The 22,015-nt window shown below is 30.3% G+C and carries 28 protein-coding genes and 3 tRNA genes; 15 read left to right on the top strand and 16 right to left on the bottom strand.

The features are described 5' to 3' along the window. Nucleotides 1–56: 56 nt before the first annotated feature. Nucleotides 57–2,357 (top strand): M20/M25/M40 family metallo-hydrolase, encoded by a 2,301-nt coding sequence (locus CXF68_RS05450; RefSeq protein ID WP_101043331.1) that lies wholly within the window; start codon nt 57–59, stop codon nt 2,355–2,357. A gap of 59 nt (nt 2,358–2,416) precedes the next feature. Here the strand turns inward: CXF68_RS05450 and pyk are convergent, their stop codons facing one another. The 5 genes from pyk to CXF68_RS05425 all read right to left on the bottom strand — a co-directional run bounded on the left by pyk (nt 2,417) and on the right by CXF68_RS05425 (nt 6,640). After that, the gene (gene pyk / locus CXF68_RS05445) at nt 2,417–3,844 is read right to left on the bottom strand and encodes a pyruvate kinase (RefSeq protein ID WP_101043330.1); all 1,428 of its coding nucleotides are present in this window, start codon (nt 3,842–3,844) and stop codon (nt 2,417–2,419) included. A gap of 3 nt (nt 3,845–3,847) precedes the next feature. Beyond that, on the bottom strand, nt 3,848–4,318 hold the full coding sequence (locus CXF68_RS05440) for an IPExxxVDY family protein (protein ID WP_101043329.1): 471 nt from the start codon (nt 4,316–4,318) through the stop codon (nt 3,848–3,850). A gap of 84 nt (nt 4,319–4,402) precedes the next feature. Continuing rightward, nucleotides 4,403–5,140 carry a ribonuclease III gene (gene rnc, locus CXF68_RS05435; RefSeq protein WP_101043328.1) on the bottom strand — a complete coding sequence of 246 codons (738 nt, stop codon included), beginning with the start codon at nt 5,138–5,140 and terminating at the stop codon, nt 4,403–4,405. Between the two features lie 6 nt (nt 5,141–5,146). After that, nucleotides 5,147–6,397: a beta-ketoacyl-ACP synthase II gene (gene fabF / locus CXF68_RS05430; protein ID WP_101043327.1), complete on the bottom strand. Its 1,251-nt coding sequence runs from the start codon at nt 6,395–6,397 to the stop codon at nt 5,147–5,149. 6 nt (nt 6,398–6,403) lie between these two features. Next, nucleotides 6,404–6,640 (bottom strand): acyl carrier protein, encoded by a 237-nt coding sequence (locus CXF68_RS05425; RefSeq protein WP_004569249.1) that lies wholly within the window; start codon nt 6,638–6,640, stop codon nt 6,404–6,406. Between the two features lie 177 nt (nt 6,641–6,817). On the opposite strand from CXF68_RS05425, the gene CXF68_RS05420 reads away from it, so the two are divergent. Next, nucleotides 6,818–7,387 carry a phosphoribosylglycinamide formyltransferase gene (locus tag CXF68_RS05420; protein WP_101043326.1) on the top strand — a complete coding sequence of 190 codons (570 nt, stop codon included), beginning with the start codon at nt 6,818–6,820 and terminating at the stop codon, nt 7,385–7,387. Further along, the gene (locus CXF68_RS05415) at nt 7,380–8,015 is read left to right on the top strand and encodes a viroplasmin family protein (protein WP_101043325.1); all 636 of its coding nucleotides are present in this window, start codon (nt 7,380–7,382) and stop codon (nt 8,013–8,015) included. The genes CXF68_RS05420 and CXF68_RS05415 overlap by 8 nt, the downstream gene beginning before the upstream one ends. 46 nt (nt 8,016–8,061) lie before the next feature. On the opposite strand, the gene CXF68_RS05410 is transcribed toward CXF68_RS05415, so the two are convergent. Continuing rightward, nucleotides 8,062–8,409 (bottom strand): toxin-antitoxin system YwqK family antitoxin, encoded by a 348-nt coding sequence (locus tag CXF68_RS05410; protein ID WP_028887386.1) that lies wholly within the window; start codon nt 8,407–8,409, stop codon nt 8,062–8,064. A 159-nt stretch (nt 8,410–8,568) separates the two neighbouring features. Between CXF68_RS05410 and CXF68_RS05405 the strand changes: the two genes are divergently transcribed. The 3 genes from CXF68_RS05405 (at nt 8,569) to CXF68_RS05395 (ending at nt 10,078) form a co-directional block, all read left to right on the top strand. Beyond that, complete coding sequence (locus CXF68_RS05405) at nt 8,569–8,769, top strand: dodecin family protein (RefSeq protein ID WP_101043324.1); 201 nt, start codon at nt 8,569–8,571, stop codon at nt 8,767–8,769. A gap of 122 nt (nt 8,770–8,891) precedes the next feature. Continuing rightward, a complete protein-coding gene (locus CXF68_RS05400) occupies nt 8,892–9,263 on the top strand; it encodes a DUF1304 domain-containing protein (RefSeq protein ID WP_101043323.1) in 372 nt (123 codons plus the stop codon). A gap of 2 nt (nt 9,264–9,265) precedes the next feature. Next, nucleotides 9,266–10,078, top strand: coding sequence for a mechanosensitive ion channel family protein (locus tag CXF68_RS05395; protein WP_101043322.1), 813 nt, complete (start codon nt 9,266–9,268; stop codon nt 10,076–10,078). Here the strand turns inward: CXF68_RS05395 and tsaB are convergent. The 10 genes from tsaB to cyoE all read right to left on the bottom strand — a co-directional run bounded on the left by tsaB (nt 10,075) and on the right by cyoE (nt 17,411). Next, the gene (tsaB, locus tag CXF68_RS05390; protein WP_101043321.1) at nt 10,075–10,752 is read right to left on the bottom strand and encodes a tRNA (adenosine(37)-N6)-threonylcarbamoyltransferase complex dimerization subunit type 1 TsaB; all 678 of its coding nucleotides are present in this window, start codon (nt 10,750–10,752) and stop codon (nt 10,075–10,077) included. The genes CXF68_RS05395 and tsaB overlap by 4 nt on opposite strands. 90 nt (nt 10,753–10,842) lie before the next feature. Continuing rightward, nucleotides 10,843–12,177 carry a TolC family protein gene (locus tag CXF68_RS05385; protein ID WP_101047352.1) on the bottom strand — a complete coding sequence of 445 codons (1,335 nt, stop codon included), beginning with the start codon at nt 12,175–12,177 and terminating at the stop codon, nt 10,843–10,845. Between the two features lie 217 nt (nt 12,178–12,394). After that, nucleotides 12,395–12,607 (bottom strand): hypothetical protein, encoded by a 213-nt coding sequence (locus CXF68_RS05380; protein WP_101043320.1) that lies wholly within the window; start codon nt 12,605–12,607, stop codon nt 12,395–12,397. Then, nucleotides 12,600–13,121 (bottom strand): DUF420 domain-containing protein, encoded by a 522-nt coding sequence (locus tag CXF68_RS05375; RefSeq protein WP_101043319.1) that lies wholly within the window; start codon nt 13,119–13,121, stop codon nt 12,600–12,602. Before CXF68_RS05375 ends, CXF68_RS05380 begins: the two co-directional genes overlap by 8 nt. A 1-nt stretch (nt 13,122) precedes the next feature. Further along, nucleotides 13,123–13,770 carry an SCO family protein gene (locus CXF68_RS05370; RefSeq protein WP_101047350.1) on the bottom strand — a complete coding sequence of 216 codons (648 nt, stop codon included), beginning with the start codon at nt 13,768–13,770 and terminating at the stop codon, nt 13,123–13,125. After that, complete coding sequence (locus CXF68_RS05365; protein ID WP_101043318.1) at nt 13,757–14,437, bottom strand: hypothetical protein; 681 nt, start codon at nt 14,435–14,437, stop codon at nt 13,757–13,759. The genes CXF68_RS05370 and CXF68_RS05365 overlap by 14 nt, the downstream gene beginning before the upstream one ends. Nucleotides 14,438–14,499: 62 nt before the next feature. Continuing rightward, nucleotides 14,500–14,841, bottom strand: coding sequence for a cytochrome C oxidase subunit IV family protein (locus tag CXF68_RS05360; RefSeq protein ID WP_101043317.1), 342 nt, complete (start codon nt 14,839–14,841; stop codon nt 14,500–14,502). Between the two features lie 19 nt (nt 14,842–14,860). Then, complete coding sequence (locus CXF68_RS05355) at nt 14,861–15,844, bottom strand: cytochrome c oxidase subunit 3 (RefSeq protein WP_101043316.1); 984 nt, start codon at nt 15,842–15,844, stop codon at nt 14,861–14,863. Between the two features lie 56 nt (nt 15,845–15,900). After that, nucleotides 15,901–16,485: a cytochrome c oxidase subunit 3 gene (locus CXF68_RS05350; RefSeq protein ID WP_101043315.1), complete on the bottom strand. Its 585-nt coding sequence runs from the start codon at nt 16,483–16,485 to the stop codon at nt 15,901–15,903. Then, nucleotides 16,485–17,411: a heme o synthase gene (cyoE, locus tag CXF68_RS05345; RefSeq protein ID WP_198553751.1), complete on the bottom strand. Its 927-nt coding sequence runs from the start codon at nt 17,409–17,411 to the stop codon at nt 16,485–16,487. Before cyoE ends, CXF68_RS05350 begins: the two co-directional genes overlap by 1 nt. Nucleotides 17,412–17,561: 150 nt before the next feature. Here cyoE and CXF68_RS05340 point away from each other — a divergent pair. The 9 genes from CXF68_RS05340 (at nt 17,562) to CXF68_RS05300 (ending at nt 22,002) form a co-directional block, all read left to right on the top strand. Further along, nucleotides 17,562–17,633 (top strand) — tRNA-Gly (locus CXF68_RS05340). A 52-nt stretch (nt 17,634–17,685) separates the two neighbouring features. After that, nucleotides 17,686–17,769, top strand: a tRNA-Leu gene (locus CXF68_RS05335). 66 nt (nt 17,770–17,835) lie between these two features. Then, nucleotides 17,836–17,919: transfer RNA gene (locus CXF68_RS05330), tRNA-Leu, on the top strand. Nucleotides 17,920–18,173: 254 nt separating this feature from the next. Continuing rightward, nucleotides 18,174–18,881, top strand: coding sequence for a DUF547 domain-containing protein (locus CXF68_RS05325; RefSeq protein ID WP_101043313.1), 708 nt, complete (start codon nt 18,174–18,176; stop codon nt 18,879–18,881). Nucleotides 18,882–18,944: 63 nt separating this feature from the next. Next, nucleotides 18,945–19,280: an arsenosugar biosynthesis-associated peroxidase-like protein gene (locus CXF68_RS05320; protein WP_028888674.1), complete on the top strand. Its 336-nt coding sequence runs from the start codon at nt 18,945–18,947 to the stop codon at nt 19,278–19,280. 138 nt (nt 19,281–19,418) lie between these two features. Further along, nucleotides 19,419–20,474: an arsenosugar biosynthesis radical SAM (seleno)protein ArsS gene (arsS, locus tag CXF68_RS05315; protein WP_101043312.1), complete on the top strand. Its 1,056-nt coding sequence runs from the start codon at nt 19,419–19,421 to the stop codon at nt 20,472–20,474. Nucleotides 20,475–20,482: 8 nt separating this feature from the next. Further along, a complete protein-coding gene (locus CXF68_RS05310) occupies nt 20,483–20,908 on the top strand; it encodes a hypothetical protein (protein WP_101043311.1) in 426 nt (141 codons plus the stop codon). Nucleotides 20,909–20,912: 4 nt separating this feature from the next. Beyond that, complete coding sequence (locus tag CXF68_RS05305; protein ID WP_101043310.1) at nt 20,913–21,407, top strand: rhodanese-like domain-containing protein; 495 nt, start codon at nt 20,913–20,915, stop codon at nt 21,405–21,407. Continuing rightward, nucleotides 21,400–22,002 (top strand): TIGR04282 family arsenosugar biosynthesis glycosyltransferase, encoded by a 603-nt coding sequence (locus tag CXF68_RS05300; protein WP_101043309.1) that lies wholly within the window; start codon nt 21,400–21,402, stop codon nt 22,000–22,002. Before CXF68_RS05305 ends, CXF68_RS05300 begins: the two co-directional genes overlap by 8 nt. Nucleotides 22,003–22,015 lie beyond the last annotated feature (13 nt).

Genomic DNA, 22,015 nt, shown 5'->3' with positions numbered 1-22,015 from the left:
GATTGCTTTAATTAACTAATTAATTTTCTTATTTTTATAACATATAAAGTATTACTATGAAATCATCTAATAATTTTATTGCTGTTATAATTATTTTATTTACTGTTTATTGGAGTTTTAGTGATATAACACCAACACTTATACCCGATGAGAAAGAATTAAAAGCTACTGATTTCTCTATAAATAATGCACTCTATCATTTAAAAAAAATATCAAAAAAGCCACATCATACAGGTTCTCCAGAGCACAAACTAGTTCAATACTATATTATTAATGAATTAAAAAAATTAGGATTAACTGCTGAAATTCAACAAAAAACAGCAATAAATAAAAAGTGGAGAGCAAGTACAACAACCGAAAATATTGTTGCAAAAATTAAAGGGACAGAAAAAGGAAAATCGCTGTTACTTTTAACACATTACGATTCAAACCCACATTCATCACTAGGAGCAAGTGATGCTGGCTCAGGCGTTGTAACAATTCTTGAAGGGCTTCGCGCTTTTTTAGCAAAAAAGAACCAACCAAAAAACGATATTATTATTCTTTTTTCTGACGCAGAAGAATTAGGATTGTTGGGCGCTCAGGCTTTTGTTGAAAATCACCCTTTTGCAAAAAACATTGGATTGGTATTAAATTTTGAAGCTAGAGGAAGTGGTGGTGCTAGTTATATGTTGATGGAAACAAATGGAAAGAACAAAAAAATACTAACAGAATTTTTAAATTCAAATCCAAATTACCCTGCTGCCAACTCTCTAATGTATAGTATCTACAAAAAACTACCTAATGATACTGATTTAACAATCTTTAGAGAAAATGGAAATATAAATGGCTTTAATTTCGCTTTTATTGATGATCATTTCGATTACCATACCGTTCAAGATTCTTACGAGAGACTAAATAGAGAAACATTACAACATCAAGCTGAATACTTTACTACTTCGCTTAACTATTTTTCGAATTCAAATTTAAACGATACCAATAGTAATGAAGATTATATCTACGTTAATTTTCCCTTTACTAAACTTTTAATTTATCCATTTTCATGGGTTTTACCTATGTTTATTCTAGCATTAGTAATTTTCTTAGCATTACTATATCTAGGTATTAAAAACGAAAAATTAACAATCAATGGATTACTAAAGGGGTTTATTCCTTACTTTATATGTATTATTCTTTGTGTAGGTATTTCATACGGATTATGGAAATTAATTTTATTAATTCATCCTGAATATACCGACATTCTACATGGCTTTACTTACAATGGATATCAATACATCATTGCATTTATATCCTTAAATAGTTGGATTTTATTTAAAATTTATAATAAATTTAATACTAAAAAAACTGCTGATCTTTATATCGCACCAATTTTTACAGGACTTATTTTAAACTATTTTATTATGCAGTATATGCCTGGTGCAGGATTCTTTATAATTCCTATCTACGCTTGCTTAATAATTTTAGCAATTTTAATTTATATGGACATTAGAGATCGGTCTAGAGCTACATTATTTGCCATAATTTCTATACCAACTATATATATGATTGCGCCTATGTTACAATTATTCCCAGTAGCTTTAGGTTTAAAAACATTATTCATTTCAGCTTTTTTACTAACACTAATATTTAGCTTTACCTTACCTGTTTTTCATCAGTACAAAAAGAAAAATAGTTGGCAAGTAGTTGCTGGGTTCATTTCAATTCTATTTTTCGGACTTGCAACTTTTAATAGTGGGTATTCTATTGACAAAAGAAAACCTAACAGTATTGTTTTTATACAAAACTCAGATACTAATACTTCTTATTGGGCAACTTATAACAAAAAGCTAGATGGTTTTACTAAACAAGTTTTTAAGAATGATTATTTAGAAGGAACCATCCCTTTTATTGAAGGAAAAAGTAAATACAATACTGGCTTTAGTTATCATAAAAAAGCAGAAAATAAAAACTTCCCTATTTCTAACATAACTATTAATAAGGATACTATTATTAATAATGAAAGAGAATTAAATTTCACAATAACTCCTACTCGCAAAATAAATAGATATGAATTTAATAACAATTCAATTCTTAAATTAAAAAATTTAACAATAAATGGTGTTTTTTATGATGATGGTAAAGAATTTACAGCCAATAAAGGAACTCTTCTAATTTATCAAATGGCTAATTCGGATAAAAACGTAACTATCTCTTTTACAATTGATAAAAACATAAAACCAGATATTACATTAAATGAAATATCATACGACCTGTTATCTAATAATAAATTTAATTTAAAACCGCGAAGTGAAATTATGATGCCAATGCCTTTTGTTGTAAACGACGCAATTATTTGCTCTAGAAAGATTAAATTATAGCAAAAGAGCCTTTTTCTTATAGAAGAAAAAGGCTCTTTTTATATCTTTGAAAAAAGATATTATTCTATATGTGAAACACGTAAAGTATTTACCATTCCTTTTGCTTTTACAGGCATAGATGATAAATTAATCATAAAATTCCCTGCCTTAACAAAACCTTTTTCTTTTGCTATTTCATTTATATCTTCAAGCGTATCATCAGTACTTAAGTCTCTATCGTAATAATAAGCTCTAACACCCCATAAAAGATTTAACTTACCAAGTATCCTTTTTTCAGATGAAAAGGCTAATACGTGTGATTTTGGCCTCCATGCTGAAACTTGGAATGCAGTATATCCACTATTTGTTAATGTTGTAATAGCTGTAGCATTCATATCATCTGCCATTAAAGCTGCATGATGACAGATTGATTTTGTAACAAATCTATTCGTACGAATATGTGGTGGTGCTTGTGGTACTTTTATTAAATCAGAAAACTCAACGCTACCAATAATTTCAGTCATCTTTTTAATAACTCTTAAAGGATGCTTCCCTACTGATGTTTCTCCTGAAAGCATTACAGCATCCGCACCATCCATAATTGAATTTGCAACATCATTTACTTCTGCTCTTGTTGGAACAGCGTTTTCAATCATCGTTTCCATCATTTGAGTAGCAATAATAACAGGTATTCTTGCTTCTTTCGCTCTTCTAACCAACATCTTTTGAATTAGCGGTACGTCTTGCATTGGTACTTCTACCCCTAAATCGCCACGAGCTACCATTAATCCATCACAATATGGAATCAGTGCATCTATATTTTCTACTGCTTCTGGTTTTTCAATTTTAGCAATTACAGGAACTCTATATCTTGATTTCTGCTTAATTAAATCACGTAAAATACGTAAATCTTCAGGTGTTCTTACAAACGATAATGCAATCCAATCAACTTCTTGCTCTAAAGCAAAAGCGGCATCTTTTTTATCTTTATCAGTTAAAGCAGGTAACGATATATTTGTGTTTGGTAGATTAACACCTTTCTTAGATTTTAAAGCTCCACCAATAATTACCTTTGTTACTACTTCTTTATTCTTATCTGTAGAAACTACTTCAAATAATAATTTACCATCATCTACTAAAATCTGTTCTCCTACTTTAACATCTTTTGGAAAACGCTGATAGGTCATAAACGCTTTTTCTTTAGTTCCTTCACATTCCTCTGTTGTAAAAACAAAAGCATCACCTGCTTTTACTTCTACCCCTTCTTTCATTACTCCTACTCTTAATTTTGGTCCTTGTAGATCAGCTAAAATTGCCACGTTGTAACCTTTCTCTTCATTAATTTCTCTTATTTGTCGAATGCGTTCTTTTACATCATCATAATCGGCATGAGAAAAATTAACTCTAAAAACATTTACTCCAGCAGCAGCCATATCAGCTAAAATCTCTTTTGTGTTTGTTGCGGGTCCTAACGTTGCTACAATTTTTGTTTTTTTGTTGTGTGGCATAATTTAAAATATTAAAAAGTCTTTCGACTTTAAAGATTCTACCTCTACTTCGTATGAGGTTATAATTTGTGGAACTCGATTTATAATTTCAATTGTCTTTACGATATAATCAAAATCGAAACCTCCTTCTATTTTTAAAAAAAAATCAACTTTCTTCTTCTCAGGAATAAGACGACTTATTGAATCGCTTTCAATAAAAAGGTTTGTTGAAGCTGTTTTAAGGGTTGATTTACACACATTAGCTATTAAAAACCAATCATAATCTAATTCTGTATTTGTATATTCATATACGGTATAAGAAGCTTGATTTTTTTTTTCAGTAAAATCTAAATTATAACTCGCTTTGCTAAATTTTATCTGTAAATGCTTATTTAGCAAATACGCTAATTGATATTCACTAAGTACTGTATGAATAGCTATTAACGCAAAATCATTAGTAGAAAATTCATTAATATTTAATGCATAAGTAACCATAAAAACAACTGTTTGTTTTTTGCTAAATTACTGAATGTATCTAAAATATAATGTAAAATTTACGAAAAGGTTTTCGTTCTAATGTTAAGGGTTTTCCATTTGAGTTTGCATAGCATAATATACTCTTTTCGCTGCAATTTCCTCTGCTTTTTTCTTTGAAGTGGCTCTTCCTTTACCCATAACGTTACCATCAATGCTAACCCTTACGCTAAAGTGTCGTTTACTTTGGTTACCAGAATCTTCATATGATTCGAACTTATACTTCTTCTTATTCTTTTGGCACCATTCTATAATATATCCTTTATAACTCGAAATTTTACCTTCTAGCTTCTCAATATCAACATAAGGTAATACAATTTGTTCGTAAATAAATTGATGACAATAATTGTACCCCCTATCTAAATAAATGGCTCCAATTAAAGCTTCAAAAATATTTCCGTAAAGATTATTACTAATATGCTCTTTAGCTATATTACTTTTTACAAATCTAATTAAGTCTAAATCCTTACCTAAAGCATTTAAATGCTCCCTGCTAACAACTTTAGATCGCATTTGAGTTAAGTACCCTTCGTCACCTTCTGGAACTTTCTTATACAAGTATGAAGCCATTACTGACCCTAAAATTGCATCTCCTAAGAACTCTAGACGTTCATAGTTAATAGGATTTCCCTTTTTATCTACTAATTTCAAAGACCTATGTGTAAAAGCTTTCTTGTAATGCGAAAGCTTTATAGGTTTAAAATTAAGCAGTTCTTTTAATTCGTAGTAAAAATTCTCGTCCTCTTTATTTTGGGGTTTAACTATTCTACGAAGAAAATTCATAAAGGATTAATCTAGTTTTCTAAAAGCTACACAAGCGTTATGCCCTCCGAAACCAAATGTATTGCTCATTGCAACTTTAATCTCTCGTTTTTGAGGTTTGTTTAACGTTAAGTTTAACTCTGGATTAATATTTTCGTCAACATTAACATGATTAATTGTTGGTGGAATAATACTATGCTCCATCGCTAAAATAGATGCTATAGATTCTACAGCTCCAGCAGCACCAAGTAAGTGCCCTGTCATAGATTTTGTTGAATTAATATTAATACTCTTAGCATAGTCTCCAAAAACTTCAGAAATTGCTTTTAATTCAGCTACATCTCCTAATGGTGTAGAGGTACCATGTGTATTAATATGATCTACATCTTCTGGTTTTAAACCTGCATTTTCAAGGCAATTTTTCATTACAGCAATTACACCTATACCTTCTGGATGTGGTGCTGTCATATGGTAAGCGTCTGACGACATACCTCCACCAATAACTTCTGCATAAATTTTTGCTCCTCTTGCCTTTGCGTGTTCGTATTCTTCTAATACAAGTGCTCCTGCTCCTTCACCTAAAACAAATCCATCACGTTCACTATCAAAAGGTTTTGATGCTGATTTATGATTCTCGTTGTTTGTCGAAAGTGCATGCATTGCATTAAATCCGCCAACACCAGCAATTGTAACTGCAGCTTCACTACCACCTGTTACGATTACATCACAGTGTCCTAATCGAATATAATTTAATGCATCAATCATAGCATTTGCAGATGATGCACATGCAGATACTGTTGTATAGTTAGGCCCCATGAATCCATTTTTAATAGAAATCCAACCTGGTGCAATATCAGCAATCATTTTTGGTATAAAAAAAGGGTTAAATCTTGGCGAACCGTCTCCAGCTCCAAAATTTATAGCTTCGTTTTGAAAAGTTTCTAAACCTCCAATACCTGCTCCCCAAATTACACCTACTCTTAATTTGTTTATTTTGTCTAGATCTAATTTCGAATCTACAATAGCTTCATCTGAAGCAACCACTGCATATTGCGTAAACCTATCCATTTTACGTGCATCTTTCCTATTAATGAAATCTGTTACGTTAAAGTTTTTTAACTCACATGCAAAACGAGTTTTGAACTTGGCAGCATCGAAATACGTTATAGGGGCAGCTCCGCTAACTCCGTTAACTAAGCTATTCCAATACTCATCTTTATTATTTCCTATTGGCGTTAATGCGCCAAGTCCAGTTACTACAACTCGCTTTAATTGCATATAAATTTATTTTTTTGCTTCTTCAATATAGCTTACTGCCTGTCCAACAGTTCCAATGTTTTCTGCTTGATCGTCTGGAATTTGGATATCAAATTCTTTTTCGAATTCCATGATTAACTCAACAGTATCTAAAGAATCTGCTCCTAAATCATTTGTGAAGCTTGCTTCGGTTGTTACTTCGTTATCGTCTACTCCTAATTTGTCTACGATAATTGCTTTTACTCTTGATGCTATGTCTGACATAATTTATTTATTTTAAAATTTAAAATCGATGCAAAAATACAAATCTTACTTATAAATTCTAATTTTTGCTCAAAAATGTGATGTCTAATGTAAAAAAAAAATGAAACTTTTCCTACAAACACCACCGTTGTTAATAATTATTCTTTTTTTTGTAGTAACAAAACACGCTAATTAAACATGAAACGTATCGTAATTTTTGCTTCAGGTTCTGGTACCAATGCCGAAAATATCATAAAACACTTTCAATCTACTAAAACTGCTACAGTTACTCATGTGCTGTCTAACAATGAACATGCCAAAGTTTTTAATAGATGTGAACGCCTAGAAATAGAGGCTTCTCTATTTGATAAAGAGAGCTTTACAAAAGATGACACTGTTTTAAACTTTCTACAAGTTGAAGCTGACATAATTGTACTTGCTGGTTTTCTATGGCGTATTCCAGCCAAAATAGTTGCAGCCTTTCCTAATAAGATTATAAATATCCACCCTGCTTTGCTTCCTAAATATGGTGGAAAAGGTATGTATGGAATGAATGTTCATAGAGCTGTAAAAGAAAATAATGAAATAGAAACTGGTATTACAATTCATTATGTTAACGAAAATTACGACGAAGGTGCTGTTATTTTTCAAGCTAAAACGTCACTTACAAGTAATGATTCTTCTGATGATATTGCCGAAAAAATTCATATTTTAGAGCAAAAACACTTTCCAAAAGTTATTGAAGATGTAATTCTTAAAAATGTCTAAAAAAAAATATTACGTTGTTTGGAACGGTAAAAAAACAGGAGTATTCACTTCTTGGAATGTTTGTAAAAAGCAAATAACAGGATATGAAGGCGCGCAATACAAAGCTTTTATAGATAAGAAAGAAGCCGAACTTGCCTTTACAAAGAGCTATAATGACTACAAAGGAAAAGACACCAAAAAAGTTACCCTATCTGCCAAAGAAAAAGCAGCCTATGGAACTCCACTTTTAGAAACAATCTCTGTTGATGCTGCTTGTGCCGGAAACCCTGGTGTAATGGAATACCGTGGTGTTTTAACTAAAAGCAAAAAAGAAATATTTAGAATGGGGCCTTATAAAAAAGGAACTAATAATATTGGTGAGTTTTTAGCTCTTGTGCACGGAATAGCATTGCTAAAAAACAAAAAAATGGACACTTACCCTATATATTCTGATTCTAGAATAGCTATGAGCTGGGTTAAAAAGAAACAGTGTAGAACCAATATAACTTTTGATGCTAGTAACAAAGATATTTTAGATCTGATAAAACGTGCAGAAAAATGGTTAAAAGAAAACTCTTTTAATAACCCAATATTAAAATGGGAAACAAAGGCTTGGGGAGAAATCCCTGCAGATTTTGGTAGAAAATAAAAAAACCGAGTAAGAACACTCGGTTAAAACAACTTTAATTTAAAAACTATTTAATCGCAATTTGCGTTTCTTCTTTCCAAGTTTGAACACTTGCTATAGAATTATCTTTATATGATATTTCTTTTAAACCATCTTCCTTCCAGATAAACCATTTACCGACTTTTTTACCAGATTTATAATGTGCTATGGTATTTTTGTTACCATTCACATCAAAAGACGTCCATGTTCCCGTTAATTTCTTATCCTTGAAAAAACCTTGCTCTTTAACTTTACCATCTTCATAGAAATAAGTAGCTTTTACTAAATCTCCTTCCTTTTCAAATTTCGGTGCTGTTTTTTGAGCTTGCAATAATGATACTGATAAAATACAAACAGCTATTATTAATTTTTTCATATTTTAAATTTTTGTGGATTAATACTATTCAAATATAGTTAAAATTTTACACAAAACAAACATTTACATAACATTAAATTAACATTGAAAGTTTTTTTGAAGAAAAACCCAGTGCAAAAATCATTATATTTACGATGTATTAATCATTAAAAAAATATTATGGCTATAATGAAAGTTATTGAAGTATTGTCTAATTCTGAAAAAAGCTGGGAAGATGCTACAAGAAAAGCAGTAAAACAAGCTTCTAAATCTGTAAAAAACATTAAATCTGTATTTGTACAATCACAGAGTGCTGTTGTAAATGAAGATGAAGTTACCGAATTTAGAGTAAACTTAAAGATTACTTTTGAAGTAAAGTAATTACATAATAATTAACTACTATTAAAGCGGTTTTGTAAAAGCAAAACCGCTTTTTTATTTTTAAATTTCTATTATAAAATAGCTAAAACGATATATTAAACCAATTTTAATCTTTACTCACTATGAACACACTACAGCCTTTTTTTATTGGATTAGTTGCATTAATTCACATTTACATATTAATATTAGAAATGGTACTATGGACAAAACCAAAAGGAATTAAAACATTCGGATTAAAATCTAAAGAGCACGCAGAAGAAACCAAAGTACTTGCTGCTAATCAAGGTTTATACAATGGTTTTTTAGCTGCAGGATTAATATGGTCTTTATTAGATAGTAATTACGGAAATAATATTGCACTATTTTTTCTAACCTGTGTGACTTTGGCAGGTTTTTACGGGTCTTATTCAACAAAGAAGATAAGTATACTTTATGTTCAGGCTATACCCGCAATTATAGCATTAATTTTAACCTTATTAAAAACTTACAATTAAAAATGGATTCTAAACAAATTATGAACAGCATTACCACATATGCTACAGAATATGGATTAAAAATATTAGCAGCTATTCTTATATGGATTATCGGTTCTTGGATTATAAAGAAAGTAATGAAAGTTACAAGTACCCTTATGATGAAGAGAAAATATGATGAAAGTTTGCAAAAATTTTTACTCAATCTTGTTTATTGGGTCTTTAAAATTTTATTAATTATTGTTATTTTATCTAAATTAGGGGTAGAAACAACTTCATTTGCTGCAATTATAGCTGCTGCAGGTCTTGCTATTGGTATGGCATTACAAGGATCTTTAGCTAACTTTGCTGGAGGTGTATTAATCATGATATTTAAACCTATAAAAATTGGTGACTTAATTAAGGCACAAGGGGAAGTAGGTGTAGTTAAAGAAATTGAAATTTTCACTACAAAGATAACAACACCAGATAACAAGTTAGTAATTATACCTAATGGTACGTTATCTAACGGTAATATTACCAATTTTACAGCAGAAGGTAAATTACGAGTTGATTTGACTTTTGGTGTAGGGTATGACTCTGACATTAAAAAAACAAAAGAAGTTTTATTAAAAGTCTTAACTGACAATAAGAAAATATTACAAGAACCAGCTCCTACTGTAAACGTATCTGAATTAGCTGATAGTTCAGTAAATTTTGCTGTTAGACCGTGGGCAAATGCTGCAGATTACTGGGATGTGTACTTTGAAACTACTGAAAATGTAAAATTAGCGTTAGATAAGGCTGGAATCGAAATACCATATCCTCATGCTGTTGAAATTAAAAAAGAAGCTTAAACTTTCTTTTTTTCAGGAATAGCAATAAAATCTTTTAAATAAAAAGGTTCAAAATAAGCGACATCTTCGATGTCGTTTTTTTTGTATTTAGCATAACTTAACATTGCCATTTCTTTAGATGAAGGAAACTCATCATCAATAAAGACAGCATTTTTATGAATAATTACCTCTTTACATTTAGCAGCTCCATCTCCTAAAAAATAAACTTTTCCGCTCGATAATTCAGATTCAAAAGAATTTTCATCTATTATTTCTGCTTTTATCTCACGTAATTCTTCATAATTAGCATCATAAACTGCCGAATACACCTCCATTCTTCTAGCATCTAACATTGGTACAATAACTCCTTCATCAACAGAAGTACTATAAGCTAAAGATTTTAATGTCTCTATTGATATTAAGGGCTTCTCTACAGCAAAACAAATTCCTTTTGCTGCTGATACACCTATACGAAGTCCTGTATAAGAACCAGGTCCTTTACTTACAGCTACAGCATCAATATCACTTAACAGAATCTTAGCCTCATCTAAAATTTCTTGAATAAAAGGATGTAATTTTTCTGCATGAGAATAATTACCATCGTTTAATTCTCTAATTACTAAAATCTCACCATTTTCTGCCAAACTAACAGAACAATTTTTGGTTGCAGTTTCTATGTTAAGTATAAGTGCCAAACTAAAATATATTTTTCACAAAGATACATTATAAAGAAAAACCTCGTTAATTTTTAATTAACGAGGTTTTATCTTTTATATATTTATTTATTAATCTACAATCGACTCTCCAAAATAAAACTTCAACACTTTAGTTTTAAAAACATAATCATATTTAGATCTAATCATCGCTCCTTCTGCATTCACTAAACGATTACGAACTTGGTCAAAATCAAACTGCGTCATTGACCCATAGTCATAACTTACTTGTGCATTTTTAAAAGCTTCTTTTTGTGCATTCAAAGATACTTCAGCTGCTTCAAATGTTTTTACTGCTGCTTTTGCATCTAAAAACGATTTTTCTATTTCTTGCTGGAGCTGCAACTTCTTACTTTCTAACGCATACATAGTTTGCTCCTTATTTATCACAGATTTTGCTACTCTATTTTTAGTTTGGAAACGGTTAAATATTGGAATATTTAAAGATAAGCCTACGCTATAATTAATTCTATCTTTTAATACTTGCTTAAAAAAATAAGTATTTGATTGACCTGGTGCCAAATTATTAAACTGATGAACAAAAGAACTACCCATACCTAAAGAATAATTTAAAATAGGTAAATACGCGCCTTTCTCTATATCAATACTCAACTTTGCATTTTCAGTATCTAATTTAACTTTTTTTATCTCTGGTCTATTTGATAACGCTTTTTGGTACACTTGATTTGCATTATCATAAAGTAAAGATGCTGATGGAGAATCAATATTAATTTTTTCTACATCAAAACCTTTAGAAGACACTTGTAAAAACTGTGAAAGTCGTAACAATGCTAAATTCAAAGTATTCTCTTGTGTTATTACATTTTGACTATCATTAGCAGCTGTAGACTGTACATTTAATAAATCGCCCTTAGGAATTGCACCTGCATCAAACTGAGCTTTGGCCCTATCTATCTGTTTTTTACTTATTTCAGCTTGAGTTATTGCAACTAGCAAGTTTTCTTTAGCAAAAAGCACATTCAAATAGGTATTAACTACGTTTAGTGAGATATCATTTTCTATTACTTTTAAATCTAATTTACTACCTTCAACACCTAATAAAGCTTGTTTTTTAGTGTTTTTATTTCTAAATCCATTAAAAATACTTCCCCTACTAGATAAATCAAAAGATGTTCTAGCATTTTGAGTGTTTTGTAAAATCCCAGTTCTATCTGGCGATAGACCTGAATTGAACCCAGCACTTGAAGAACCGTTTAAATCAGGTAAAAAATTTCCTTTTGAAATTTCAACATCTTTTTCAGCAATATCAATATTAAGCTTATTCTGCTTAATTGAAATGTTATTTTCTAGTGCATGAGTAACGCATTCCTTTAGCGTCCATTTTTTTTGAGAAAAACCAGCTAACGAAATAAATAAAGCTGCGAATAGTAGAGTTTTTGTTTTCAAAACGAATATTTTTTTGTTCATTATAGTTAGTCAATTCATGTTCCAAAAAATAATAAAACAATAAATCGCTATATTACAAAGTGTTACATTAATTAAAACATATTATAACTGTTTGATTTTGAACATTTAGATACACAAAACCGAACAATTGTTTTTAGTTTTTTTTATATGACGACTAAAGATATAATATGTTACAAAAAACATTCATATTTGAATGTTAATTTTTTGAAATTTTTTTATGCCTGTATATAAAATAAGACAATACACCTACTAAAACATAAGGAAATACCATTAAATATGTAATTCCATTATTAACTCCCTCAGCAACTGACTCATTACCTCCTTCAACAACTGCTTTACACATTGCGCATTGTGACGATGCTTCTACAGAAACAATCAACAAAATAAATAGCACTATTTTTTTATACATAATATGGTGATATCATTAAATATACAACTACACCTGTTATAGCAACATATAACCATAAAGGAAATGTAATCTTTGCTATTTTTTTGTGCGCTGGAAAGTTACCTAAACGTGCTCTCATAAAAGTTATCAATACAAAGGGTATTACAACAATAGATAATATAATATGTGTTACTAAAATGAAAAGGTATATATATTTTACAATTCCTTCTCCACCAAACTTCGTAGAATCAGAAGTCATGTGATATGCCACATACATAACCAAGAACAAAGCAGAACAAATAATTGCAGTAGTATTTAATTGTTCATGCAATTTTTTATTCCCTTTTTTAATAGCAATAACTGATGCTATTAATAATATTGCTGTCAATCCATTTACACTGGCGTATATTGGAGGTAAAAATGATAACGGTTCAACGTTTGGTATTTTTATCCCAAATAAAGCAGCTACAGCTAATGGAATAATAACAGAAACTATAGTAATTAGTTTCTTATATTTTTTTTCTTCAATACTCATATTATTCTTTCAATAATAATTTAATATCTTGTTTTAATTCCTGAATTTGATTTCCGAAATCGTGTTCATTTAATGCTCTATAAAACATAATAGGATTTCCGTGCTCGTCATAACGTGAACGTATATACCCATCTTTATCTACCAAAGCAAATAATCCTGAATGCTCAAAACCACCGTGAGAAGCCTCCCCTTTTCCTGCATACAGTTTAAACCCTTCATTAGATAAATCATAAACAACATCTTCTGATTTACCTGTTAATAAATGCCAATTTTTATGGTTAATCCCATTTCTTTGCGCATATTCTTTTAATTGCTTAGGTGTGTCAATATCAGGAGTAATTGAAATAGAGGCTATTCCGAAATTAAGATTCCCCATAAATTCATTTTGGATATCTACCATTTTCTCATTCATAAGTGGGCAAATGGTTGGACAGGTAGCGAAGAAAAATTCTACAACATATACTTTATTGTCAAAATAATCGTTATTAATTGTCTTACCATATTGATTTATAAACTCAAAATCTGGAACTTTATTGAATTTATGTAAATCGGATGTTTTAAAATGTTTTATAATTTTAGGCACCGAATAAATACCAAACAATAAAATTATAAATGAAATTCCAACATATGAATACTTATTTCTTTTCATTTGATATGCTTTTTGTTCTTCTGTTTTCACTCCTATTATTCTTCTTTAATGCCATTTTATACTCTACTAAAACAACACTTATATCGTCAATCATATCGTTTTTAAGTTCAGCAACAGATTTCATCGTATATCCGAATAATTTTTTATCAGATAATGTACTAATTGTAGACTCTCCTCTTCTTAAATTAAATTCTTTATCAATAAGATACGCTTTTGGCGAGTGAAAATTTTCATCTAAAGAGCTTGAAGTTTTAAAACTTTCATGTAAAGCTTCCATTTCTTCAGCAGAAGCAAAAACAAAATTCCATCTACTTAAATCGGTATTAACACTTAACATTTTTTTCAAGTCTTCAACAGCTTCTTTTTGACTCTCATCAACCAAAGAAATCATCTGAAAACTTACGTAATTAGAAAATTTATTATAGATCTTTTCTTTTAAGTTATAAACCTCTCCCTTTACTTGGTCAATGTCTTTTCCTAAAAACGTAACTACGGTAACTCTTTTACCAAAAGAAACATCTTTATTTATTAAAGATATATCAATCACACTTTTAGATACTATTGGTAATTTCCCAAAATTATGTGTACCTAATTGCAGTAACACATAAAACAATAAAGGCACTATAAACAATGCAAATAAAACGATAAACTTTTGAACCTTTCCCATTTCAATTTTTAATTAAAAACAAAAAAAGGTGGTTAAAACCACCTTTTCTAAATTTTATTTAATTACCACTTTACCAATGGCCCTAATGTTTCATTTAAATAATCTCCTTCTATTAAGATTAGAATAAGCAAATAAGAAATTAAAAAAACTACGGTCCAAACAATAGCTCTTCTAAACCATGTTTTTTCGCCTTCTAAATGCATAAATGCCCAAGCAATATAATATGCTTTTACAAGTGTTAAGATAATAAAGAACCAGTTTAACCAACTTGTTCCGAATCCGTATAAATGCATTGCATCTGGTTTAACAATACCAAAGCCTACTTCTACAGTTGTTATAATTGTTAAGATTGCTAAAACAATCCAAATTCTTTTTTTGCTTGATTCGTGTGCTGCGTGCCCCATTTTTAATATCGTTTTTTAATTATACTAAGTAGAAAAAAGTGAATACAAATACCCAAACTAAATCTACAAAGTGCCAATATAAACCTACTTTTTCAACCATTTCATAATGCCCTCTACGTTCGTACGTACCTAAGACAACGTTAAAAAATATAATAATATTTATTATAATCCCAGATAATACGTGGAAACCGTGAAAACCTGTAATAAAGAAAAAGAAATCTGCAAAGATTGGATTACCGTATTCGTTTTCTTTTAAGTTGGCTCCTTCAACAACTTTATTAATTAATGGTAATTTCGCTAAACTTTCAGCTCTGGATAAAACTATTTTTTGCTTAGTTTTAGGATCTAATTTTTCAGTTCTTATTAATAAAGAAGGATCTGCTTTAAATGCTTCTTGAACTTGCGCTACTGAATACTGCGAAATAGTTTCTTCATTCTCGAACCACAATCCATTTTTACGAATATGTTGAACTCTATCATCTTTTCTATCGGTATGAACAAAATCGGCTAAAGCTATTTGATGACCATCTTTCACAAATTGTAAAATATGATTGTTCTCAGTTTTAACTGCTCCATAAGAACCGTTAATAAAGTTTTTCCATTCCCATCCTTGAGACCCTACGAAAATAATTCCGAAAATGATCGTTGCAAACATATACCAAGCAACTTTCTTTTGTTTCATTTGATGACCTGCATCAACTGCCAAAACCATTGTTACTGATGATATAATTAAAATAAATGTCATTAATGCGACATAGTACATCGGTGCGTGTACACCATGCAACCCCGGAAAGTGAGTAAATACTTCATCGGCTATAGGCCATGAATCTATAAACTTAAAACGTGTTAAACCATACGCCGCTAAAAAACCAGAAAAAGTTAATGCATCAGAAACGATGAAAAACCACATCATCATTTTACCATAACTAGCTCCAAATGGTTTATTACCACCTCCGCTCCAAGTCTCCTTGCTATCAGAATTCAAAGCATTATTTGCTTCCATAAATCTCTCTTTGTTAATTTTTGTTAAAACAGTGCGTCAAAATTACACATTTTTCATCATTTTATGAAATAGAAAAAGAAAAATAGATAAACCCACAAAACATCTACAAAATGCCAGAAGATTGCGCCTAACTCAAAACCAAGCATATCGGCCGATGAATATTTCTTTTTAAAATGATTATAAATTACTACTAGCAATACAATTACCCCTGCTAACAAGTGTAAAATATGCATAAAAGTTATTCCTATAATAAAAGATGTAGATACAGTACTTTCTGGCCCAGTAAAATATAAACCTACAGCTTTTAATTCATTAAAACCTACATATTGATACCATACAAACCCTAAACCTAACATAAAAGACACTAACAATAATAGTAATGACACCTTTAAATTATCTTTCTTTAAAAATTTTTGAGAAAAAAACATCATAATACTACTCAGTACAATTAAAACAGTACTAATATAAAATGACTGCGGTAGATCAAAACTTACCCAATCTTCACGACTCATACTAACAACATAAGCACTAGTTAATCCTGCAAAGAACATAACCATACTAATCATCGAAATCCATAACATTGGTTTCGCTGACTTTCTTCTACCTATTTTTAATTCTTCTTGTAACGTTTGTTCACTCATTAGTGTAAAAATTTATCTACCACATAAATTATGGGTACGATTGTAATATAAAAAACACTCGCTAGCATTAATTTACGTGCATCAGTGTTTTCTTCTGATTTATATAATTGAAAAGCGTAATACAACATTAATATTCCTAACAATAAAATTATTACCGCTGTTATAGGATATATATATAAGTTACCTGTTACTTTTAATACAGGTGCTACCGACATTAAAATCATAATACAGGTATAAAAAATTATTTGTACTATAGCTCCTTTATCTTTTTTATCCATAGGTAGCATATGTAACCCTGCTTTGTTATACTCTTCAAATTGTAGCCAACCAATTGCCCAAAAATGTGGGAATTGCCAGAAAAACTGTATTAAGAATAAAAAACCTGCTTCAATACCAAATTCACCAGTTGCAGCAACCCATCCTAACATAAAAGGAATTGCACCAGGAATTGCGCCTACGAAAACAGCTAAAGGTGTTACTGCCTTTAAAGGAGTATAAGCACTTGTGTATAAAAAAATAGAAATTGCACCAAATAAAGCACATTTCGGGTTTATTGAATATAAAATACCAATACCTACAATCGTAAAAACAATTGCAATTATTAATGCTGTCGTTACTGTCATTCTACCAGCTGGTAAAGGACGGTTTTTAGTACGTTGCATTAAGCTGTCAATATCCTTTTCTATAACTTGATTAAAAGCATTTGATGCTCCTACCATTAAGTAACCTCCAATCGCTAACAATAAAACTATTGTATAATCAATTGTTTCGGCTCCTAATAAATACCCTGTAATAGATGTAAAAACAACACTAATAGATAAGCCTACCTTTGTTAGTTGTTTAAAATCATTAAACATTGATTTTAAAGAGGTTTTAATATGTATAGGTGTAATAGAATCCACTTCGAAATTTAAAAATTTCTGCAAAGGTATTTCTTTCTTACCTAATGACAATAAAAAATAATAGTAATTGAAACAGAAAAAAAACCAAAAACTATTTTGTAGTTTAAAAAAAGGTGTTATATTTGCACCCGCATTGCAGACAATGCAACGTTCTTTAAAATAATTTTTGACTACGCGAAAGTAGCTCAGGGGTAGAGCATCACCTTGCCAAGGTGGGGGTCGCGGGTTCAAATCCCGTCTTTCGCTCTGAGACTTTCTTAAAAATACACCAATTTTTGATTGCATTGCAATCATATAAGCTGAAGTGGTGGAATTGGTAGACACGTTGGACTTAAAATCCAATGGCCCTTGGGCCGTGCGGGTTCAAGTCCCGCCTTCAGTACTAAACCTCGTTTTAATTAGCGAGGTTTATTTTAAGAAAGCAGTCAAAAAACATATACATATACCAGCTGAAGTGGTGGAATTGGTAGACACGTTGGACTTAAAATCCAATGACCCTTGGGTCGTGCGGGTTCAAGTCCCGCCTTCAGTACTAAACCTTAACATTTATTTGTTAAGGTTTTTTTATTTTAAATAATATTTGTTATTCTCCCTCCTTTTAAAACGCTCCCTTTTCTATAAACTTAACCTTGTTTATTTTTATCTATCTACAAGTTATACCTATAACAAAAGCAATAAATTAATGCCTTTACAAAATTAAATAGCCTTTCTTTTTAAAAAATGGAACATTATTTGTAATCCATTACTTAAATTAACGTCTAAACCATCAGATTAAAACAAAAGACTATGCGTAACATATTATTATTATTTAGTTTAACCTTCTTTCTAAACTCATTTGGTCAAACAAGTGTTTTAAATTCTTTATTAAAAACTCATGTTAGTGCTAAAGGCAACGTAAACTACAAAGCTTTAAAGAAAGAAGAAAGTAAATTAAACACTTACTTAGATTACCTGAACAAAACTAAACCTCAAAAAAACTGGTCTGCAACAAAAAAGAAAGCTTTTTGGGTGAATGCATATAATGCATATACCTTAAAAATTATACTAAACAACTACCCTATTAAAAGCATTTTAAAAATCAAACAAAAAGGAAAAGATGCTTGGAACATTCCATTTGCAAAAATTGGAGGTAAAACACATACACTAAACCATATAGAGCATAAAATTTTACGTAAATATTTTAATGACCCTAAAATTCATGTTGGTGTAAACTGTGCTTCAGGTTCTTGCCCTCAACTAGGAAACTTTGCTTTTACAGAAGCTAATTACGAACGCAAAACAGATATGCTAATTAAGAAATTTATTAACGATCCTAAGAGAAATAAAATATCAGAAAACAAATTAGAACTTTCAAAGATTTTTAAATGGTTTAAAGGAGATTTTACTAAAAAAGGTTCATTAATAAACTTTCTTAATAAGTACTCAGCTACCAAAATAGATGAAAAAGCAAAAATCAGTTTTTTAAAATACGATTGGAGTTTAAACGGTAAATAGCCGTATTGCTCTAATAATTTTTAAAACAATTTGTACTTTTACTTTTTAACTTAAAAAGAATACATGTCAAAAACATACTACGACCCTGCCGACTTACGTAAATTCGGAAAAATAACAGAATGGAATGAAGAACTTGGAAACAAGTTCTTTGATTATTACGGAAAAGTATTTGAAGAAGGCGCATTAACTGCTCGTGAAAAAAGCTTAATTGCCTTAGCCGTTGCCCATACTGAACAATGCCCTTATTGTATAGATGCCTATACAAAGGATGGTTTAGAACGTGGAATTACGAAAGAAGAAATGATGGAAGCGCTTCATGTTGGTGCCGCTATAAAGAGTGGAGCAACTTTAGTTCATGGAGTTCAAATGATGAACAAAGTGAATAAACTTGAAATGTAATAAATAATGAGTTTCTAGTTTTATTAGAAACTCTTAGAACTTCAATAATATTTAATGAGATATTATTGAAAATTAAAGCGCAGCTTAGGAACGGTTATTAATAAGGTTTCGACTACGCTCAACCAGACAGAAGTTTAGATGATGAAAAAATCGCTTTTAGCAAGAAATAACGACTTAGCAAATACACAACGTCAATTAGAAATTTTATCTAACGGAATTTTTGCTGATGGGGAACTACCTACATTTGCAAAAAAAATAAAGGAAACAAATCAATTTCCTTTACGTCCGAAGAAGTTAGAAATTTTACAAATTAACTTAGGCTATATGTGTAACCAAGTTTGCGCGCACTGCCATGTTGATGCCGGACCTGATCGTAAAGAGATTATGACAGTTGAAACCATGCAGCAGTGTTTAGATGTTATTGGAAAAACTGGCGCACATACGTTAGATTTAACTGGTGGCGCACCTGAAATGAATCCTAATTTTAGATGGTTTGTTGAAGAAGCTTCTAAAGCTGGTGTTAAAGATTTTATTGTTCGTTCTAACTTAACAATTATACGAGCAAATAAAAAGTATTACGATTTACCAGAATTTTTCAAGAAACACAATGTTCATGTAGTTTCTTCAATGCCACATTGGACTAAAGGGAAGACTGATAAACAACGTGGTGATGGTGTTTTTGATAAATCTATTAAAGCATTACAAATGCTAAACGAAGTAGGTTATGGTGTTGAAGGTTCTGACTTAAAATTAGATTTGGTTTACAATCCTTCAGGAGCATTTTTACCAGGAGATCAAATGGCTTTAGAAAATGATTTTAAAAAAGCTTTGAAAGATGATTTTAACATCGCTTTTCATAATTTGTTTGCAATAACAAATTTGCCAATTAGTCGTTTTTTAGATTATTTAATTGCTTCAGAAAATTACGAAGATTATATGTATGCTTTAGTTGAAGCTTACAACCCTACAGCAGTAGCAAGTGTAATGTGTACAAATACCCTTTCAGTAAGTTGGGATGGTAATTTATACGATTGCGATTTTAACCAAATGTTAAATTTAAAAGTTGCTAGTAAAGCTACACATATCTCTGAATACAATGAAGAGTTATTACAAAACAGAAATATTATTATAAATCAACACTGCTATGGTTGTACTGCTGGTGCCGGTAGTAGTTGCCAAGGTGTTGTCGCTTAACTTCTCATATGAATCACGAACAAGCAGCAATAGAAGAATTATTATTTCAAAGTGGAGCGCACTTAGATATTGAAAATCCAAAATGGGAAAATGGATTCATTGGTATGTTACGTCCTTTTAATACTAAGTTATCTGAAGATAACTTTCATAAAATAGTAAATGCATTGCATGTCCTTTCCGATGAATTCTCTCATAATAATATCAGAAAAGATATTATATCATCTATATGGGGAATTTGCCATTTAACTAAAACATGGGCTATTAATTCAGAAGGAATCTTACAAATTAATAGTTTAATAACATCTGAACAAATTAAACAACTTGAAAATTGGACTGAACATATTTCACATATAACATTTTGCTTAATAGATGGATGTAAAAACAATATAGCTTTTGAAGATTATAATATTGAGTTTAATAAAAACTTAATATAACCTAATGAATAAGTTTATTTTCTTTTTTTTACTGATTTCTTTAAACTCTTTCTCACAAAAGAATTTAAAACAATTATTAAAGAAACATAATACAGAAACGATTCCTTATATTTTTGTTGATAGCTTGCAAAAAATTACTGCTAATGTTATTTTATTAGATGCTCGTGAGCAAAAGGAGTTTAAAGTAAGTCATTTACAAAATGCTATTTGTGTTGGTTACGATAATTTTAGCATTACTAAAACTATAAAAATTCTTCCTAGTGATAAAAACAGCAAAATAGTAGTATACTGTTCTTTAGGTATTCGCTCAGAAGATGTTGCTGAAGGTCTTAAAAAGGCAGGATACACAAATGTTTACAATTTATATGGTGGTATTTTTGAATGGAAGAATAAAAACAATACTGTAGTAAACAGTAAAAATAACCCAACTAACAAAGTACATACTTTTAATAAAGAATGGAGCAAATGGCTCTTAAAAGGAGAAAAAATTTATGAGTAAAAACTTACTACTAGTTTTCACTAGGAACCCTGAATTAGGGAAAGCTAAAACTCGTTTAGCAAAAACAGTTGGAGATGAAACTGCTTTAACTATTTATAAGTTTTTATTAGATAAAACGAAAGAAATTACTGCTAATTTAAGTTGTGACAAAGCCGTATATTATTCAGTGAAAATTCGAGATAATGATATCTGGAATAAAGAAATTTATCAAAAACACCAACAAAAAGGAGAAGATTTAGGTATTAGAATGCAAAATGCTTTTCAAAATTCTTTTGATGAAAACTACGACAAAGTACTAATTATTGGTAGTGATTTGTATGATTTAACTCCAGCAATTATTGAAAATGCTTTTGAGAAGTTAAACACGAACGATGTTGTGATTGGCCCCGCAGAAGATGGTGGGTATTATTTACTGGGAATGAAAAAAATGCACGCTGCTGTTTTTAAAAATAAAGAATGGGGAACGGCAACTGTAAGAAGAGACACCTTAAATAATTTACAAAAAGTAACCGTACATTTGTTAGAAGAACTGAATGATGTTGACGTATTTGAAGACATTGAAAACCATTCAGCATTTCAACAATTTTTAAAATAATAAATGTCTTCTC

Origin of the sequence: Tenacibaculum sp. Bg11-29 (assembly GCF_002836595.1) — a bacterium.
Classification (GTDB): Bacteria; Bacteroidota; Bacteroidia; order Flavobacteriales; family Flavobacteriaceae; genus Polaribacter.
The sequence above is the reverse complement of the archived record's forward strand: the minus strand, read 5'-3'. Positions and strand labels throughout refer to the sequence as shown.